The 17,629-nt window shown below is 73.7% G+C and carries 12 protein-coding genes and 1 pseudogene; 7 read left to right on the top strand and 6 right to left on the bottom strand.

Features of this window, described 5'->3' with window-relative positions; all coding sequences use genetic code 11:
- Positions 1-37 precede the first annotated feature (37 nt).
- The 4 genes from BF93_RS17660 to BF93_RS17645 all read left to right on the top strand — a co-directional run bounded on the left by BF93_RS17660 (position 38) and on the right by BF93_RS17645 (position 8,257).
- On the top strand, positions 38-2,086 hold the full coding sequence (locus BF93_RS17660; protein ID WP_156954199.1) for a rhamnogalacturonan lyase: 2,049 nt from the start codon (positions 38-40) through the stop codon (positions 2,084-2,086).
- A gap of 86 nt (positions 2,087-2,172) precedes the next feature.
- Positions 2,173-4,941, top strand: a complete 2,769-nt coding sequence (locus BF93_RS17655) for an exo-rhamnogalacturonan lyase family protein (RefSeq protein ID WP_198025488.1) — start codon at positions 2,173-2,175, stop codon at positions 4,939-4,941.
- Positions 4,941-5,312, top strand: a complete 372-nt coding sequence (locus BF93_RS17650) for an L-rhamnose mutarotase (RefSeq protein WP_038374479.1) — start codon at positions 4,941-4,943, stop codon at positions 5,310-5,312. The genes BF93_RS17655 and BF93_RS17650 overlap by 1 nt, the downstream gene beginning before the upstream one ends.
- Positions 5,313-5,527: 215 nt before the next feature.
- Positions 5,528-8,257 carry an exo-rhamnogalacturonan lyase family protein gene (locus tag BF93_RS17645; protein WP_038374477.1) on the top strand — a complete coding sequence of 910 codons (2,730 nt, stop codon included), beginning with the start codon at positions 5,528-5,530 and terminating at the stop codon, positions 8,255-8,257.
- A gap of 112 nt (positions 8,258-8,369) precedes the next feature.
- On the opposite strand, the gene BF93_RS17640 is transcribed toward BF93_RS17645, so the two are convergent.
- The 5 genes from BF93_RS17640 to BF93_RS17615 form a co-directional block, all read right to left on the bottom strand.
- Positions 8,370-9,479 carry a substrate-binding domain-containing protein gene (locus tag BF93_RS17640; protein ID WP_051487163.1) on the bottom strand — a complete coding sequence of 370 codons (1,110 nt, stop codon included), beginning with the start codon at positions 9,477-9,479 and terminating at the stop codon, positions 8,370-8,372.
- Positions 9,480-9,797: 318 nt separating this feature from the next.
- Positions 9,798-10,568 (bottom strand): ABC transporter ATP-binding protein, encoded by a 771-nt coding sequence (locus BF93_RS17630; RefSeq protein ID WP_038374475.1) that lies wholly within the window; start codon positions 10,566-10,568, stop codon positions 9,798-9,800.
- Positions 10,565-11,566, bottom strand: a complete 1,002-nt coding sequence (locus BF93_RS17625; RefSeq protein WP_051487167.1) for a FecCD family ABC transporter permease — start codon at positions 11,564-11,566, stop codon at positions 10,565-10,567. Before BF93_RS17625 ends, BF93_RS17630 begins: the two co-directional genes overlap by 4 nt.
- Before the next feature lie 79 nt (positions 11,567-11,645).
- Positions 11,646-12,716: an ABC transporter substrate-binding protein gene (locus BF93_RS17620; protein WP_198025487.1), complete on the bottom strand. Its 1,071-nt coding sequence runs from the start codon at positions 12,714-12,716 to the stop codon at positions 11,646-11,648.
- Between the two features lie 169 nt (positions 12,717-12,885).
- Positions 12,886-13,905, bottom strand: a complete 1,020-nt coding sequence (locus BF93_RS17615; RefSeq protein ID WP_038374474.1) for a hydroxyacid dehydrogenase — start codon at positions 13,903-13,905, stop codon at positions 12,886-12,888.
- A gap of 160 nt (positions 13,906-14,065) precedes the next feature.
- On the opposite strand from BF93_RS17615, the gene BF93_RS17610 reads away from it, so the two are divergent.
- Both BF93_RS17610 and BF93_RS17605 read left to right on the top strand, forming a co-directional pair.
- Entirely contained in the window at positions 14,066-14,761 is a 696-nt protein-coding gene (locus BF93_RS17610; protein ID WP_038374473.1) for a metal-dependent transcriptional regulator, read from the top strand.
- Between the two features lie 218 nt (positions 14,762-14,979).
- Positions 14,980-15,864, top strand: a complete 885-nt coding sequence (locus BF93_RS17605) for a hypothetical protein (RefSeq protein ID WP_156954198.1) — start codon at positions 14,980-14,982, stop codon at positions 15,862-15,864.
- 9 nt (positions 15,865-15,873) lie between these two features.
- Here the strand turns inward: BF93_RS17605 and BF93_RS17600 are convergent, their stop codons facing one another.
- Entirely contained in the window at positions 15,874-17,181 is a 1,308-nt protein-coding gene (locus BF93_RS17600) for a sodium:proton exchanger (RefSeq protein WP_038374470.1), read from the bottom strand.
- Positions 17,182-17,539: 358 nt separating this feature from the next.
- Here BF93_RS17600 and BF93_RS19450 point away from each other — a divergent pair.
- A pseudogene (locus BF93_RS19450) lies at positions 17,540-17,629 on the top strand (alpha-L-arabinofuranosidase); the annotation flags it as partial.

Below are 17,629 nucleotides of genomic sequence, written 5' to 3'. Positions count from 1 at the left end.
CCTCCCGACACCCCACCCCTCGATGATCGGAGCAACGATGCACCCGAGCACCACCCCCTCCTCGCCCGCCGTCCCCGACTGCTCTCCCTGGTCCCGCATGCTGCGCCGCCCCGCGGCCCTGCTGCTGGCCCTCCCGCTCGCGCTCGGCACGGCCGGCATCGGCCTCGTGGAGTCCGCGGCGCCGGCATCGGCCGAGACCGCCCCCGCCGAGACCGCCGGCACCGCGACCCTCGCGCGCGACGCCGAGCGGCTGGACCGCGGAGCCGTCGCCGCCGTCACCGAGGACGGCGTGTTCCTGTCCTGGCGCCTGCTCGGGCACGAGCCGATGACCACGGGCTTCGTGATCTTCCGCGACGGCGAGCGGATCACCGACACGCCCATCACCGGTTCCACGAACCTGCTGGACGCCGAGGGCACGGCGGACTCCGTCTACCGCGTGGCCATCCAGAACGGGGCCAGCAGCCGCAGCCTCGTCTGGGCGAGCGAGGAGTTCTCCCCGTGGGCCCAGCAGTACCTCGACGTGCCCCTGGACCGGCCGGCGGACTTCACCGCCGCGGACGGGACGCAGCAGTCCTACCGCGCCAACGACACCATGACCGCGGACGTCGACGCCGACGGCGAGCTCGAGCTGGTCGTGAAGTGGGACCCGACGAACTCGCAGGACAACTCCCGCTCCGGCGTGACCGGGAACGTGTACTTCGACGCCTACGAGCTGGACGGCACGAAGCTGTGGCGCATCGACATGGGCGTGAACATCCGCGCCGGTGCCCACTACTCCCAGCCGCAGCTGTACGACTTCGACTCCGACGGCCGGGCCGAGATGATCGTCAAGACGGCCGACGGCACGGTCGACGGCGAGGGCACCGTGATCGGCGACCCGGATGCGGACTGGCGCAACAGCGAGGGCCGGGTGCTGGACGGGCCGGAGTTCCTCACCGTCTTCGACGGGCGCACCGGCGCCGCGATCGACACCATCGACTACGGCGTCCCCCGCGGGAACGTCTCGGACTGGGGCGACGGCTACGGCAACCGGGTGGACCGCTTCACCTCCGCCACCGCCTACCTCGACGGCGAGCACCCCACCGCCGTGTTCGGCCGCGGCTACTACACCCGCGCCACCCTCTGGGCCGTCGACTTCGACGGGCAGCACCTCTCCGAGCGCTGGCTGTTCGACTCCGACGACCCGGGCAACGGCGGCTACGCGGGCCAGGGCAACCACGGCATGATCACCGCCGACGTCGACGGCGACCAGAAGGACGAGATCGTCTACGGCTCGGCGACCATCGACGACGACGGCACCGGCCTGTACACCACCGGGCTCGGCCACGGCGACGCCCAGCACGTGGGCGACTTCGACCCCTCCCGCCCTGGGCTCGAGGTGTTCTCCGTGCACGAGTCGATGAGCGCGAGCGGCAACCTCGGCTCCACCTTCCGCGACGCCGCCACCGGCGAGGTGCTGTGGAGCGTCCCGGCGAACAAGGACACCGGGCGCGGGGCGATGGCCGACATCGACCCGTCCTCCCCGGGCGCCGAGGGCTGGAACGTCGGCTACAGCGCCGAGTGGAACTCGCCGGTCGGGTCGCTGCGGGCGGCCTCCGGCGAGGAGCTCGGCACCGAGATCCCGGCCGCGAACTTCGTGGCCCTGTGGGACGGCGACCTGCTCAGCGAGATCGTCGACCACGAGTTCGACTCCGGCCCCCGCACCGGCGTGCCGACCATCGCGAAGTGGGACCCGGAGTCCGGCCAGGCCGTGGAGATCCTCCGCGCCGAGGGCACCGTGACCAACAACGACACCAAGGGCAACCCGGCCCTGCAGGCCGACCTGCTCGGCGACTGGCGCGAGGAGCTGATCTACCGCACCGAGGACTCCTCGGCGCTGCGGATCTACACCACCACCGACGTCACCGAGCACCGCCTGCGCACCCTGCTGTCGGACTCGCAGTACCGCCTCGCGATCGCCTGGCAGCACACCTCCTACAACCAACCCCCGCACACCAGCTACTTCCTGGGCGAGGGCATGGAGACCCCGGCGGCGCCGTCGCTGCGGTACACCACTCCCGCGCAGGGGGCGCAGCCGGTGCGCTGACCGTCCTCCCCCGGGCGACCGCCCGTCGCCTCCCCGCCCGCAGCCCCCGTCCCCACCGCCTGGTTCTCGTCCCGAAGAGGTTCTCGATGCCGTCCGCCCTTCCCGCCACCCCGCTGACCTGGATCGACTCCGCTCCCGGTGACGTGCCCGTCCCGATCCAGTGGGGTGTGCCGTGGCCGCGCGGAGTCCTCGTTGAGGCCGCGCCGATGCAGCTGCGCGGCCCCGGCGAGGGCAGCGGCACCGACGTGGACACGTGGGTGACGGCCCGCTGGCCCGACGGCTCGGTGAAGTGGACCGGGCATGCGGCGCTGGCCGGGGGAGCGGAGCAGCGCGAGCTCGTCCTCGCCGCCGACGGCGGCGGGGACGAGCCCGGGGCGGAGCGCCCGGGGAGCGTGCGCGTGCTCGAGGAGGACGGCGCGATCGTCGTCGACACGGGGGTCCTGCGGCTCGAGGTCGCCCCCGGCGAGGACGCCCCGATCCGCCGCCTGGTGGTCGACGGCCGCGAGGTCGGCGTCGCCGGGCGGATCGTCGCGAGCTCGGCCGCGAGCGCGCAGCCGCAGGCGCCGCGCCGCGAGCACACGGTCCGCACCACCGGCATCCGCGTCGAGCGGTCCGGGGCCGTGCAGGCCGTGCTGCGGCTCGAGGGGCACCACGAGGTCGACGGCGAGCAGGTGCTGCCGTTCGTGCTGCGCCTGTACGCGACCGCCGGCTCGACCCGGCTGCGGGCGGTCCACACGATCATCTGGGACGCCGACCCCGAGCGGCTGTTCCTCACCGCCCTGGGCCTGCGCCTGCAGGTGCCGATGCGGGCCGCCCTGCCCGACCGCCATGTGCGCCTGGCCGGCAGCGAGGGCGGCTTCCTCACAGAGGCCGTGCAGGGCGTCACCGGCCTGCGCCGCGATCCGGGGGCGGAGGTCCGCGCCGCGCAGATCGCCGGGCGGCCCACCCCGCCGCAGGGCAGCTGGGCGCCGGAGGTCTCCCGGCGCCTGCACCACGTCCCGGCCTGGGACGCGTGGACGCTGCGCCAGATCACCGCCGACGGGTACGGCGTCGCCAAGCGCACCGCCGCCGACCGGCCCTGGATCCCGGCGGGCGGCGGTACCCGCAGCCGCGGCTACGCGTACCTCGGCGACGTGCAGGGCGGCATCGGCCTGGGGCTGCGGGACTTCTGGAGGCTCGTGCCCACGCAGCTGGACGTCGCCGGCGCCCGCGGCGACCTTGCCGAGGTCACCGCGTGGATGTACGCCCCGAGCGCGGAGCCGATGGACCTGCGGTTCTACCACGACGGCCTGGGGCAGGAGACGTTCGCCGACCAGCTGGACGCCCTCGAGATCACCTACGAGGACTACGAGCCCGGCTTCGGCGACGCCCGCGGCATCGCCCGCACCCATGAGCTGAGCATCGACGCCTTCGCCGCGACCCCCTCGGCCGATCACCTGGCCGAGCTGGCGGCGGCGACGTCCCTGCCCCCGCAGCTGTGCGTGCCCCCGTCGCGGCTGCGCGCCGCGCGGGTGCTGGGGACCTGGGACGTGGTGGACCGCTCCACGCCGCAGCGCGCCCGCATCGAGGACCGCCTGGACTTCCTGCGCGAGTTCTACCGCGGCCAGGTGGAGCAGCGCCGCTGGTACGGGTTCTGGGACTACGGCGACGTCATGCACACCTATGATCCGGACCGCCACCAGTGGCGCTATGACGTGGGCGGTTACGCCTGGGACAACTCCGAGCTGTCCCCGGACCTGTGGCTGTGGACGGACTTCCTGCGCAGCGGCGACGCCGGCGCGTACCGCCTGGCCGAGGCGATGACCCGCCACACCGGGGAGGTCGATCAGTACCACGTGGGCCGTTTCGCGGGGCTGGGCACCCGGCACAACGTGCAGCACTTCGGGTGCAGCGCCAAGCAGCTGCGGGTCTCCAGCGCCGTGTACCGCCGCCACTTCTACTATCTGACGGCCGATGAGCGCACCGGCGAGCTGCTGGACGAGGTCGCCTCCTCCGAGGAGGCGCTGCTGCGGGTGGACGCGACCCGCAAGGTCCGCTCCGACGTGTACGCCCCGGACCGCCGTGCCCTCGCGATCGGGCTGGGCACGGACCTCGGCGCCCTGCTGGGCGCCTGGCTGACGGCCTGGGAGCGGCACGGGGACGCGGCCGCGCACGAGAAGCTGCGGGCGGCGATGTCCGGCATCGGTCGCCTGCCCCAGGGGTTCTTCACCGGCGAGGCGCTGTGGGACCTGGACGCGCGGCGCTTCGCCGTGGACCGCGACCGGGTGCAGGTCTCGCATCTCGCCGCCGTGTTCGGGATGGTGGAGATCATCGCCGAGCTCACCGACCTCCTCGAGGACGAGGGCTTCACCGCCGCCTGGCACGAGTACTGCCGCTTCTACCTCGCCACCCCGGAGCAGCAGACGGAGCGCTTCGGCGCGCCGCTGCAGGGGATCTCCCTGGTGCCCGCCTACAGCCGTCTCCTGGCCGTGGTCGCCGCGGACGAGGGGGACACGGCGCTGGCGCGCCGCGCCTGGGACGCCTTCCACGGCGGGCTCGACGACCAGCTCAACGGGAACTCCCTGGTCGCCCAGGAGGACTGGCGGCTGCGGCGGATCGACGGCCCCGGCGTCCTCGAGCCGGTGGACGAGGCCGCCTTCGTCTCCACGAACGATGCCGCCCAGTACGGCCTGGCCGCGATCGCGAACCTCGCCCTGATCGGCGATGATCTCCCCGAGAGCGCCGTGCCCGAGGCGACCGCCGAGCCCGCCGAGCCCGATGCGGCCCGCGTGTCCGATGCGGCCGCCGAGTCCGATGCGGCCGCCGAGCCCGAGGCGACCGCCGTGCCCGCCCTGACCTCGACGAAGGAGTCCTGATGACCGCCCCCGACCTCGCCCGCCTGCTGGAGACCACCGAGGCCCGCAGCGCCGGCCGCTGCTGCTTCCTGCTCCACGTGCGCCCCGAGAAGCTGCCCGAGTATGTCGAGGCCCACCAGCACGTGTGGGAGGAGATGCGCGAGGCGCTCACCGCCGCCGGCTGGCGCAACTACTCGCTGTTCCTGCGCGCCGAGGACGGCCTGGTCGTCGGCTATTTCGAGGCCGATGACGTCGACGCCGCGCAGGAGGCCATCGGCCGCGCGGACGTGGCCCCGCGCTGGGAGGCCGCCATGGCCGAGTACTTCGCCCCCGGCCCGGACGGTGCGGCGGGGGAGAAGGAGATCCTGCCGCAGTACTTCTACCTGCCCTGAGGGGCCTCCCTGCCCGCAGGGGCGTCCCCAGGAGCGGGTCACGCTCCCGGGCCCCGGACATCTCCGTGCAGCGGTGATCCGGTGGCGATCCGCGCTGCCCTCATCCAGGTCTCCGCGCCCGTGTCCGTTCCTGTCCGTTCCGGGGGCCAGCGGATGCCGTGCGCCTAGTGTCCACGGCGAACGCCCACCGTAGGTCGTCTCCCAGGAGGAACATCGTGGTTCACCTCTCCCGTCGTACATTCGTGGCCTCGGCCGCCGTTGCTGCTGGCGCCGCGCAGGTCGTCGGCACCGCAGCCGCCGCCCCGGCCCGGCCCGCGGCCCCGCTCGAGCCGGCCGATCCCGCCGTCGCCGGGCCCGTCCCGCTGCACTGGATCGAGGGCGGCGCCCCGGCCGTCCTCGCCGGCGGCACCACCTGGGGCGTCCCCTGGCCCCGCGGCGCCCTCGCGGCGGAGCAGGAGTTCTCGTTGACCGCGGACGATGGCGCCGATGTGCCGGTGCAGACATGGCCGCTGGGCTACTGGCCCGACGGCACCCTGAAGTGGAGCGGACACGCGATCTCGCAGTCCGCGCCATCGGCCGAGAGCTACTCCCTCGCCCCCGGCACCCCTGCCGCCCCGGAGTCGGAGGTGAGCGTCCGCGAGGAGGGCGGTCGCGTCATGGTGGACACCGGCGTGATCACGGCAGAGTTCCGCTCCGGCGGCCGCCACGTCCTGACCAGCATCACCCGCGGCGACACGGTGATCGCGAAGGAGGGAGTCCTGGTGGGCTCCTCCCAGAACGGGATCGCCGGGGAGACCACCGCTGCGATCAGGACGAGGACCTTCCAGAGCGCCGTCGAGTCGGTGACCGTCGAGCAGAACGGGCCGGTGCGCGCCGTCGTGAAGGTCACCGGCACGCACGGGCGCGACGGGACGGCGTGGCTGCCCTTCACCCTGCGCTTCTCGCTCTTCGCCGGATCCGACGCCGTGCGCCTGGTCCACACCTTCATCTACGACGGCGACGTGCACAAGGAGCACCTCGCCAGCCTCGGCGTCGCCTTCACGGTGCCGATGCGCGGCGAGCTCCACGACCGGCACGTGCGACTGGCCGGCGCCGACCGCGGCGTGCTGGGCGAGGCGGTGCGCGGCATCACCGGCCTTCGCCGCGACCCGGGAGATGCGGCCCGCACCGCACAGGTCGAAGGCGCCGCGACCCCGGATCCCTCGACCTGGGACCAGCGGGTGACGTCGCGGCTGCACTGGATCCCTGCCTGGGGCGAGTACAGCCTGCGCCAGCTCACCGCCCACGGCTTCGAGATCCGCAAGCGCACCGCCCCGGGACAGTCCTGGATCCGGGTGGACGGCGGCACCCGCGCGGCCGGTCTCGGATACGTGGGCGGTCCCGGCGGAGGCCTCGCCTTCGGCCTGCGGAACTTCTGGCAGCTGCATCCCACGGAGCTGCAGATCGCCGGGGCCGCCTCCGACGCGGCGACGGCGACGGTCTGGATGTACTCCCCGCACGCCGGGCCGATGGATCTGCGCCCGTACCACGACGGCATGGGGCAGGACACCTATCCGGAGCAGCTCGACGCCCTCGAGATCACCTACGAGGACTACGAGCCTGGCTTCGACACCCCTGTCGGCGTCGCCAGGACCAGCGAGCTCATGTTCTGGGCCCTGGGCGGCACCCCCGGCGCGGAGACCTTCGCGGATCTCGCCGAGGCGAACGCGACCCCGCCGCTGCTGGCGAGCCCGCCCGCGCACAACAGCGCCGCCGGGGTCTTCGGATCCTGGTCCCCGGTGGACCGCTCCACCCCGCAGCGGGAGGTCTGGGAGGACCGGCTCGCCGCCATCCACTCCTATCACCTGAACCAGGTCGAGCAGCGCAGCTGGTACGGCTTCTGGGACTACGGCGACGTCATGCACTCCTACGACGACGACCGCCACCAGTGGCGCTACGACGTGGGCGGCTACGCCTGGGACAACTCCGAGCTGTCCACGGACCTGTGGCTCTGGTACCACTACCTGCGCACGGGCGACGCCGCCGCATTCCGCTTCGCCGAGGCCATGAGCCGCCACACCGGCGAGGTCGACCAGTACCACCTGGGCCAGTGGAAGGGCCTCGGCACCCGCCACGGGATCCTGCACTGGGGCGACAGCGCCAAGCAGGTCCGCATCTCCAACGCGAACTACCGCCGCATCCACTACTTCCTCACAGCCGATGAACGCACCGGCGACCTGCTGCATGAGCTCATCGACAGCGACGAGACCTTCATGACCCTGGATCCCATCAGGAAGATCCGCACCGAGCCGTACGAGCCCGACCGCAATGCGCTGTCCCTGGGGCAGACCACGGACTGGGGCTCGATCGCCGGGGCCTGGCTCGCCGAATGGGAGCGCGGCGGCGAGGAGATCGCACGGACCAAGCTCATCAACTCCGTGACCTCGATCGCCGCCCTGCCCAACGGCTGGGTGCAGGGCGATGTCCGGTATGACCTGGACACCGGCACCTTCGCACCCCAGACGGAGAAGTCCGTCTCGGTGGGCTCGCTCAGCTCGGTCTTCGGACTGATCGAGGTGATGACCGAGATCGTCGACCTGCTGGACGACGACGCCGTCCGGGCGAAGTGGACGGAGTTCTGCCGCCTGTACAACGCGAGCAAGGACGAGCAGAAGGAGGCGACCGGCGCGTCCTGGGGCAACCTCAATCTGCGCCAGGCGTACTCGCGGGCCACCGCCTACGCCTCGGTCCAACTGGAGGATCCGCAGCTCGCCGAGCGGGCCTGGCAGGAGCTGCGCACCGGCCACGCGGGATACCCCGACGACCACGATTTCGGCACGCAGCGCATCGAGGGGCCCGCCGTCCTGAACCCCGTCGACGAAGGCCGTCTCTCGACGAACGCGAGCGCCCAGTTCGGTCTGGCCGTGATCGCGTGCCTGGCCCTGGTCGGGGACGCCCTGGACTGACAGGAGGGCCGCCCTGGCACGAGGGCGAGGTGGAGCGGGGCATCCGTCCGTCGGCGGGTGCCCCGCTTCGTCGTCCCTGCGGCAGGGCATCGTCCTGGTCGGCCATGACCTCTCAGTCGGCCATCGCCGCCCTGGCGTCGGGGATCTCGCCGCTGGAGCGGCGCACCATGAGCCGCGGCACGACATGGACGTGCCGCGGCGGCATGTCGTCGGGGTCCTCCGTCCGCAGACGGTCGAACAGGGTCTGCATCGCCAGCCGGCCGATCTCGCGTCCCGGCGGGGAGATCGCGGTCAACGGCACGATCCCCAGCTGCGCGAACTCGTCGTCGTAGGCGATGACCGCGAGGTCCGCAGGGACCCGCACGCCCTGGTCGAGCGCGATCTCCACCAGTCGGGCGGCATGGACGTCGGTGTGGACCAGGGCGGCGCGCGTCCCCTGCGCGAGGCAGGACTCCAGGAACTCCTCCAGCGCGGCATCGGCGGGATCATGGACGCCACCGTCGTCCTTGGGTAGGGAGCGCACCGGTGCCTCCTCGAGCCCCAGCCGGGCGACGGCCTGGGCGTAGCCTTCGCGGATCGACGGGGCGGCAGGGGTGCGGTCCAGCAGGGCGAGGCCGATGCGCCGATGTCCGCGCTCGGCCAGGTGCTCGAGCCCCAGCAGCGCGCCGCGGGCCTGGTCGGTGCGGACCCAGTCGTAGCCGGCCAGCGCGGTGGACGACTCGAGGCTGCGCTCGAGGACGACGAGGGGCACCGGTATGGCGGCGAGGGCGGCCACCAGGTCCGCCACGCTGCGGTCCCGCAGGGTGGGAGCGATGATCAGGCCCTCGACCCCGATCTCCACCAGCCGCTCGACATGGCGCCGCTCGGCGGCCGCGCGGTAGCCGGTGGTCGCCAGCACCATCCGGGCGTGCAGACCTGCCGCCGCGGCCTCCGCCCCGTGCACCACGTCGGGGAAGTGGGAGCCGGAACCGGGCAGGACCAGGCCCACCAGCGTGCGCGCCGGGTCAGGGCGGGTCGTCGCCTCGACCGAGATCGCCCCGCCGTGGACCCGGGCCAGGCGACCGTCCTTCTCGAGCTGGATGATGTCCCGGCGGATCGTCACCTCGTTGACGCCGAGCTCCTCGGCGATCGTCGAGGCGCGCACGCTGCCGCGGAGCTGCAGCTCCCGCAGCAGGTGCTCGTGACGCGCGCGGGGCAGGCGCGAGGAGGGCGGGGGATGCATCGGTGTCCTTCCATGGGGCCCGCGCAGTGCGCGGGAGGCCGGCTCCGCGCGGAGGCGGCAGCGCGGCGGCACGGCGAGGGTGGACGGTGCCGTGACGGCGGCGCGGCGACGGCGGTGTGCCTGCGCGGAACTGCGGGGGTCCTGGGTGTCCGGGATGTCGACCACGCTAAGGCAGGAACGGACATCGCGACCGATGAAGTACGGAAATGGCCGTTCCTGGTTCTCGCCGTGTCCGTGTGCGGGCAGGTCGATGCCGCGGGCGCCGCCGCCCGCATCGTCGAGGAGCTCTCGGCCGCGATCGCCTGAGGGCAGGGTCGGTCAGCGGGCCGGGACCAGGTAGGACACCGCCACCCGGCCGGTCGCCGGGTCGTGGGTGACCTCGGCCTCGACCTCGTAGACCTCGCGGATCAGCTGCGGGGTGAGCACCTGCGCCGGGGTACCGGCCGCGACGGCGCGGCCCCGGTCCAGGACCAGCACCGCGTCGCAGAACATCGCCGCGAGGTTCAGGTCGTGGATCGCGACGATGCTCGTCACCTCGAGGGTCGAGACCAGGTGCAGCAGGTCCAGCTGGTGGCGGATGTCGAGGTGGTTGGTGGGCTCGTCCAGCAGCAGCTCGCGCGGCTCCTGGGCGAGGGCGCGGGCGATGTGGGCGCGCTGGCGCTCGCCGCCGGAGAGGGTGCGCCACAGGCGATCGGCCTTGTCCGTGAGGCCCACGCGGTCCAGGGCGGCACGGATCGCGGTCTCATCGGCCGCGGAGCCGCCGCCGAAGAGGCTGCGGTGCGGGGTGCGGCCCAGGCGCACCACGTCGTGCACGGTGATGTCGGTGTCGGTCTCGGCGTGCTGGGTGACGGCGGCGACCCGGCGGGCCACGGCGCGCCGGCCCTGCGCCTGGATGGGCTCGTCGTCCAGGAGGACCGTGCCCGCATCCGGCCGGGAGACGCCCTGCAGCAGGCGCAGCAGCGAAGACTTGCCCGAGCCGTTGGGGCCCAGCAGGCCGACGGTCTGGCCGGGCTGCGGGGCGAGGGTGACCCCGTCGACCACGAGCGCCCCGCCGCGGCGCCACGAGACCCGGTCCGCGTGCAGGCTCATGCGCGCCTCCCGCGGCGCACCAGCAGCAGCACGAACACCGGCACGCCGACCAGCGCCGTGCCCACGCCCACCGGCAGCGGGGTGGGGGCGAAGGCCACCCGCGAGGCGGCGTCCACCCAGACCATGAAGATCGCGCCGAGCACGGCCGTGGCCGGGATGATCCGGGAGTGGCGCTGGCCGAACATGAGGCGCGCGGCATGCGGCAGGACGAGGCCCACGAAGCCGATCGCCCCGGCGACACTCACCAGCGCCGCCGTGAGCAGGGCGGTCAGCACCAGCAGGATGACCCGGGTGCGGGTGACGTGGATGCCCAGGGAGGCGGCGACGTCCTCGCCGAAGGCGAAGGCGTCCAGGGCCCGCAGGAAGCACAGGGCGATCCCGGTGCCCAGGGCGGCGACCGCCGCCGTGAGCCGCACGTCGTCCCAGCGCATGCCCTCCAGGGAACCCAGCAGCCAGAACATCACCCCGCGGGTCTCGTCGGAGTCCGCGAAGGCGAAGATCACCAGGGAGGTCAGCGCCGAGAACAGCTGGGTGCCGGCCACGCCCGCCAGCACGATGCTGCCGGTGCCGGCGCCGGAGTAGCGCGCCAGCAGCAGCACGAAGCCGAAGGCGAGCAGCGCCCCCACGAACGCCCCGCCGGAGAGGCCCACGGCCGCGCCGCCGAGTCCCAGCACCCCGACGAGGACGGCGCCGGTCGAGGCCCCGGAGGAGACGCCGAGGATGAACGGGTCCGCCAGCGGATTGCGCAGCAGGGACTGCAGGATCGCCCCGCACAGTCCCAGCCCCGCACCGCAGGAGGCGGCGACCAGGGCGCGCGGCAGGCGCTCCTGCCAGACGATCGCGTCCTCGGAGACGCGCACCGGGATCTGCGTCAGCCCCAGGTGGTTGGTGACGACGTCGCGGACGTTGACCAGGGAGACATCGGCCGGCCCCAGCGTGATGGCGGTGCCCACCGAGGCGAGGAACACGAGCACGCCCGCGACCAGCAGTCCTGCCATCAGCGCGATGCGCCGCCCGCGGCCGGAGGGGTGCTCGAGGGACGGGGCCGCCGCGCGGACGGGGCGGCGGGCGGCGAGGTCAGCGGGCACCGGAGGCGCAATCGCCGGACTCGCGGGCCCAGGCCTGGATCTTCTCGAGCCCGTCGACGAAGCGGATGCTGGGGTTCATCTCCGCGCCGTGCAGGGCGATGTAGCAGCCGTTGCGGACCGCGGGCAGGGTGCTGGTCAGCGGGTCGTCCTCGAGGAAGGCGATCTTGTCCTCGAGCTTGTCGCCGGGGAAGCGGTCGCGCTGCAGGTCGCCGAGCACGAGGATCTGCGGGCCCTGCTCGACCACGGACTCCCAGCCCACGGCGGGCCAGTCGTCGGGGACGTCCGCGTAGACGTTCACCATGCCGGTCTGGTCGGCCAGGTACGAGGGGGCTCCGAAGCCGCCGGCGATGTACGGGGTGCGGGTGTCGGCGAACCAGAACATGACCCGGGCGCCGCCGAGGTCCACGCCCTCGAGGGCGGCGGTGCGGTGCTCCTCGAGCTGCGCGATGAGCTGCTCCCCGCGCTCGGGGACGTCGAAGATCGCGGCCATGTCGCGGATCTCCTGGTAGAGCGGGTCGACGGTCAGCGGCACGGTGCGGGTGCCGCCGCCGTTGATGCTCATCGCGCCCTCGCAGTCGGTGGGGGAGAGGTACGAGCCGATGCCCGTCTCCGCGAGCCGGTCGCGGGTGACGACGCCGCCCTCCTGGTTGTAGTGGCGCCCGAAGGAGGCGGTCACGAAGTCGGGATCGGCGCCCAGCAGCACCTCGTAGGTGGGGGCGTTGTCGGCCAGGCGCGGGACGTCCGCGTTCTCGTCGGCGAGGTCCTCGAGGATCGGGTCGGTCCAGGAGGCGGTGCCGACGACGCGGTCCTGCAGCCCCAGGGACAGCAGGATCTCCGTGGAGTTCTGGTCGAGGGAGACCACGCGGGCGGGGGCGCTCTCGACGGTGACCTCGCGCCCGCAGTTCTCGATCGTGAGCGGGTACTGGGTGGTCCCTTCGGCCTGGGCGGCCGCGGTCGGCTCCTCGATCACCTCTGAGGCGCCGCATCCTGTGAGCATCAGGGCGGCGAGGGCCACGGCGGCCAGGGCGGAGGAGACCTTCACGGTCGGCACGCCGGTCATCGTTCTCACTTCTCGAGGGGGACGAGGGACATCGGAGGAAGGGTAGCCTTCCCTGCCCTATCTGTCCTGCCGCTGTGCCGGGGCTCACCGGCCGATGCCCCCGTCAGGACCCCTGCCGCGGGGGTCGCTCTGCCGGGAGGTAGCCGAGGGGACGGCGCGTCGGGCCTGGTCAGGCGGTGATCGCTCGGAGCTCCGGGTCCACCGGATGCCGCGGGGGCCGGCCGTCCACGATGCGGGCGAGGTCCTCCAGGGCCATCTGCGCCATGCGGTGCAGCTCGTTGCCGAGCGATCCCGCGATGTGCGGGGTGATCTCCACCGTCGGCACGTCCCACAGCGGGTCCTCGGGGCCGAGCGCGTCGTGCACGTCGAGCACGGCGCTGATGCGGCCGGAGACCAGCTCCTCGCGCAGGGCGTCCTCGTCCACCAGGGCCGGGCGCGCGGTGTTGATGAAGGTCGCGCCGTCGGGCATGCGGGCCAGCAGCTCGCGCGTGATCATGCCGCGGGTGGAGGGGACGTCCGGGGCGTGCAGGCTGACCACGTCGCTGCGGGAGAACAGCTCGGGCAGCGTGACGTGCTCGGCGCCGAGCGCCGCGGCGTCCTCTGCGGTGACGTACGGGTCGGCGATGAGCACCTGCAGGTCGAAGGGGCGCAGCAGCTCGGCGACCAGCCGGCCGATCCGCGAGGCGCCGATCAGGCCGACGACGGCGCCGTAGTTCCCGCCGCCGGTGTCGGTGCGCCAGGCGGCGGTCGTGCCGCGGCCGCGGCGGTGCTCGGCGGCGCGGGCCAGGCGGTGCTTGCCGGCCAGCAGGATCTGGGCGAGGGAGTACTCGGCCACCGGCACGGCGTTGGCCTGCGCCGCGGTGGTCGCCACGAAGCCCTCCCGATCCCAGGCCTCCGGGCCGAGCACATGCTGCGTGGACCCGGCGGTGTGCACGACGGCGCGCAGGCGCGGCATCCGCGCGAGCGCCGCGGCGTCCACGCGCGGGGCGCCCCAGCCGGTCACGAGGATCTCGACGCGTGCGAGCTCCGCCGGCGGGACGTCGGCGAGGTCCGCGACCGCATCGGGCCGCAGCAGGTCCACCAGCTCCTCGAGCCGCGCGCGCTGCGCCGGGGTCATCAGCTGCGCGGGCAGGCCCCGGCTCATGGCCAGCAGGGCCGACGGGCGTGCGGGGGAGGGTGCGTGCGACATCGGATGCGGTCCTCTGCGCCGGGGCCCACGGCGCGGTCAGGAGGTGCGGGGCAGGGCCACGGGGCAGAGTACCGCGCACCGGGGCCGGGCGGGCGGTCCTCGCGCGGGTGCGCGGCGAACGGCTGTCGCCGGGGGCGGGCCGCCTGGGTACCATCGAGGCATGCCTGCCGATCGACCGAGCACGATGGTCCAGGACTACCTCAAGGTCATCTGGGGAGCCCAGGAGTGGGACGGCGGTTCCATCACCACCAGCGAGATCGCCGAGATGCTCTCGGTGACCCCGTCCTCGGTCTCCGGCAACCTCAAGCGGCTGGCCCGTGACGGGCTCATCGAGTACGAGCCCTACGGCGCGATCGAGCTCAGCGCGCAGGGTCGTGCCGAGGCCGTGCGCATGGTGCGTCGGCACCGCCTGCTGGAGACCTACCTCGTCGCGCGGCTCGGCTACGGCTGGGACGAGGTGCACGAGGAGGCCGACCAGCTCGAGCACTCCATCTCCGACCGCCTGCTGGCACGCATGGATGCCGATCTCGGCCATCCGCGCACCGACCCGCACGGCGACCCGATCCCCGCGCCGGACGGCAGCGTCGCCCGCCCCGATGCCGGTCGCCTCAGCGACCTCGGCGAGGGCCGGTGCGGCCACATCGCCCGGATCTCCGACCGGGACCCGGGTCTGCTGCGCTACCTCGACGCCCGCGGCATCGGCCTGGGCACGCACCTCCACGTGGACGCCCGCTCCGAGGCCGCCGGCGTGCTGGCCGTCTCCTGGGACGTGGAGGCGGAGCATCGGGAGCTGGACCTCTCCCTGGTGGCGGCCGAGGCCATGCGCATCGCCCCCGACGAGCACGCCCGCGGCTGACGCCGCGTCCCCCTCTCCGGCGTCCGCCCCCTCCGTCCGGAGCCCGGTCCCACCGTCCGGGGTCCAGAGCCAGGCGCCCGGAGCCCGACTCCCTCGTGTGAAGGACCTGTGAAGACCCGCAGGAGGAAATGCAAAGACGCTTCCCTGTAATGGTCAAGGATTCGTAAAGTCGCGCCATCGCATCGGGGTGGTGCGGGTCACGTCCACAAGGGGGAATCATGGGTACGAGCAGGTCAGGAAACGGGTGGGGGCGACGCGCGGCGGCCGTGGGGGCGGCCGTCGCGCTGTGCGGCGCAGGGCTGGTCGGCTGCGGGCCGACGCAGGATCCGGGCGAGGACCCGGGCGGACCGGCCGACCCGGCCGACCCGGCCGATCCGGCCGATCCGGCCGATCCGGCCGACCCGGGCGGGCCGACCGGGGGCGAGGATCCGGCGCAGCCGGTCGCCGTGCCGGTGGGCTGGGAGGGGACGCTCCTCGGCACCCCGGGTCTTCCGCCCGCGGAGGGCGAGGCGACCGAGATGGTGATCGCCCGCGTGCTGTACGACGGCAGCACCGCCCTGGACGCCGAGGGGGCCGCCGTCCTCGGCGATGCGGGGGAGCTGGAGTACTTCGGCCTCGTCTACGACCTCGTGTGCGAGACGGGCACGGAGCTGGGCGGGGAGCCCGCGACATGCGTGGGGACCGCCGGCAACGGGCAGCAGATCCCCGTGCGGGTCTCGGTCGTGACCGGCCTGTTCGAGCATCCGCTGCAGCTCACGCAGATCGGCGGGAGGATCGACGCGCTGCCCGAGCGCACGAGCTTCCCCGCGGGCGCGCCGGTCGTCTGGGGCCCCGTGGCCGCCGAGCATCCGGAGATGGACGAGCTCACCGGCGAGGACGCCGAGCACGCCCTGGTCTGGGGCCTGCAGATGAGCCAGCACCGGGACGGGGACCCGGAGTTCTCGGTGGAGACCGACTGCGCGCTCAGCGAGGACCACCGCTTCGCCCGCTGCACGGCGGAGTCCGCGGACGCCGAGGACGAGAGCGTCCCGGGCACCTGGTTCGGCAGCGCCCAGTACGGGGCGGACGGCGGCACCTGGTTCGTGTTCGGGCGCGAGGGCTGACCGGCCGCCTCAGGCGATCGGCGCGGGGACCCGGTCCTGCGGCGCGGGGTCGGCATCGGCCGCGGGGCGGCGGAACGGGGCGGCCAGCGTCGGCAGGATCTCGTGGCGGTGGGCGCCGAGGAACCAGGCGGCGACGACGACCTGCACGGCGCTGAGGATGTAGCGGCCCTCCGTGCCGGTCACGGCGAACTGCAGGGCGAACAGCGTCAGCAGGGCGATCGCGCTGGCCCGGTGGAACCGCAGGGCCAGCAGGATCGCCACGCCCATCACCGTCTGCGTCGCGGTGAGGACGAACTCCTCGACCTGGCGGGCATCCAGGCCCAGGTCCGTGCCGCCGCCGCCCGCGAGATGCGCCAGCGGCAGCGAGCCCACCAGCAGGCTCCACTGGTTGATCTTGGAGGCGATGAGCGTCGTGATCGCCGCGGCTCCCAGCCCGCGCAGGGCGAAGAGGATCGCGATGATGAACTCCGGCGCCTCCGAGGCCAGCGGTGCGAGCCACTGCACGAGCATGTAGCTGTCGATGCCGAGGCTCGTGCCCGAGGCGACCAGGGCGTCCGCGAAGGGCTCCGCGCTGGCGAGGATCACCGCGGCCGAGGCGACGAACAGCCCGATCACGGTGGCGCGGCGGGAGCGGCGCGGCAGCTCCACGATGAGCGCGGCGGCGCCGACGAACTCCTCCTCGCCGTCGTCGGGCGCCTGGCCCGCACGCCACAGGTAGGCGATGAAGACCGCGATCAGCGCGATGCCGAACCACACGGGGATCCGGCCCATCAGCGGGATCGCGAAGGCGACCACGGCGAGGATCGCGAGGAAGCCGAGGTCCAGGCGGCTGGCCGCGGGAAGCTGCAGGAACGCGGGTCCGCGCCCGATGCCGGCGCCGCCGCGGGAGGCCCCGCCGCCACGGGAGTTCCCGCCGCCGCGGGAGGCTCCGGCGGCGCGGCGGGCCGCCCCGAGCGCGACCAGCGCCACCAGCGGCCAGCCCAGCCCCAGCAGCAGACGGTTCGAGCCGGTCATGTTGGCGGCGGCGAACTGCTCGTATGCCGGGTCGGAGCCGGAGCGGAAGGCGTAGTAGAGGTCCACCGCGTACTCCGGCAGCACGGCGATCAGGGCCAGGATGGCGATCGCGAGGGCGCCGGAGATGTCCTTCTGCGCGGCCTCCGCCGCCCAGGCCAGGACGAAGGAGGCGGCGACCACGGCCGCTCCGAAGACCACCAGGTCGAGCACGGGATGCGGGGCGAGCCCCGTGATGCGCAGGACGAGCGCGGGGGAGGCGACCGCCAGGCAGAGCAGGAGGCGGCGGAGGAGCGCAGCGGGCACGTCGGTCCTTCGGTCATGACGGCACCTCGACGGGGAGGGCCCGTCGGCGGGCGGGCCGGAGGCGGGCCGGCCCGTCCGAGCGGCGGCCGGTTCCTCCGCGGATCACCGTTCCAGCAGGTCACAGCATGTGTCCAGGGACTGTGCAGAGTTGGGCGCGCCTGATCCCGCACTACGGTGAGGTGCGGCACGGCCTTGCCGTGCGCCCGCCGGACGCCTAGGCTTCTACAACGTTGCACATCGTGTCGGCGCACCGCCCGTGCGGCCGCGCCGGCGGCCCGCGCGCGAGCCGCCGCACCGACCTCCCCACACCGTCGTCCAGAGAGGCCTCTCCATGTCGTCCCCCGCACCCGCCCGCGTCGTCGTCGACCTCGACCTTCCCGGCCCCACCATCAACCGTCACGTCTACGGGCACTTCGCCGAGCACCTGGGCCGGTGCATCTACGGCGGG

Origin of the sequence: Brachybacterium phenoliresistens (assembly GCF_000576425.1) — a bacterium.
Taxonomy (GTDB): Bacteria; Actinomycetota; Actinomycetes; order Actinomycetales; family Dermabacteraceae; genus Brachybacterium; species Brachybacterium phenoliresistens.
This window is presented reverse-complemented; position numbering and strand designations above follow the sequence as displayed.

Excerpts from the sequence above, each read along its gene's own strand:
- BF93_RS17660 (WP_156954199.1), top strand. The coding sequence starts at position 38 with ATGCACCCGAGCACCACCCCCTCCTCGCCCGCCGTCCCCGACTGCTCT.
- BF93_RS17655 (WP_198025488.1), top strand. The coding sequence starts at position 2,173 with ATGCCGTCCGCCCTTCCCGCCACCCCGCTGACCTGGATCGACTCCGCT.
- BF93_RS17650 (WP_038374479.1), top strand. The coding sequence starts at position 4,941 with ATGACCGCCCCCGACCTCGCCCGCCTGCTGGAGACCACCGAGGCCCGC.
- BF93_RS17640 (WP_051487163.1), bottom strand. The coding sequence starts at position 9,479 with ATGCATCCCCCGCCCTCCTCGCGCCTGCCCCGCGCGCGTCACGAGCAC.
- BF93_RS17630 (WP_038374475.1), bottom strand. The coding sequence starts at position 10,568 with ATGAGCCTGCACGCGGACCGGGTCTCGTGGCGCCGCGGCGGGGCGCTC.
- BF93_RS17625 (WP_051487167.1), bottom strand. The coding sequence starts at position 11,566 with ATGGCAGGACTGCTGGTCGCGGGCGTGCTCGTGTTCCTCGCCTCGGTG.
- BF93_RS17620 (WP_198025487.1), bottom strand. The coding sequence starts at position 12,716 with ATGACCGGCGTGCCGACCGTGAAGGTCTCCTCCGCCCTGGCCGCCGTG.
- BF93_RS17615 (WP_038374474.1), bottom strand. The coding sequence starts at position 13,905 with ATGTCGCACGCACCCTCCCCCGCACGCCCGTCGGCCCTGCTGGCCATG.
- BF93_RS17610 (WP_038374473.1), top strand. The coding sequence starts at position 14,066 with ATGCCTGCCGATCGACCGAGCACGATGGTCCAGGACTACCTCAAGGTC.
- BF93_RS17605 (WP_156954198.1), top strand. The coding sequence starts at position 14,980 with ATGGGTACGAGCAGGTCAGGAAACGGGTGGGGGCGACGCGCGGCGGCC.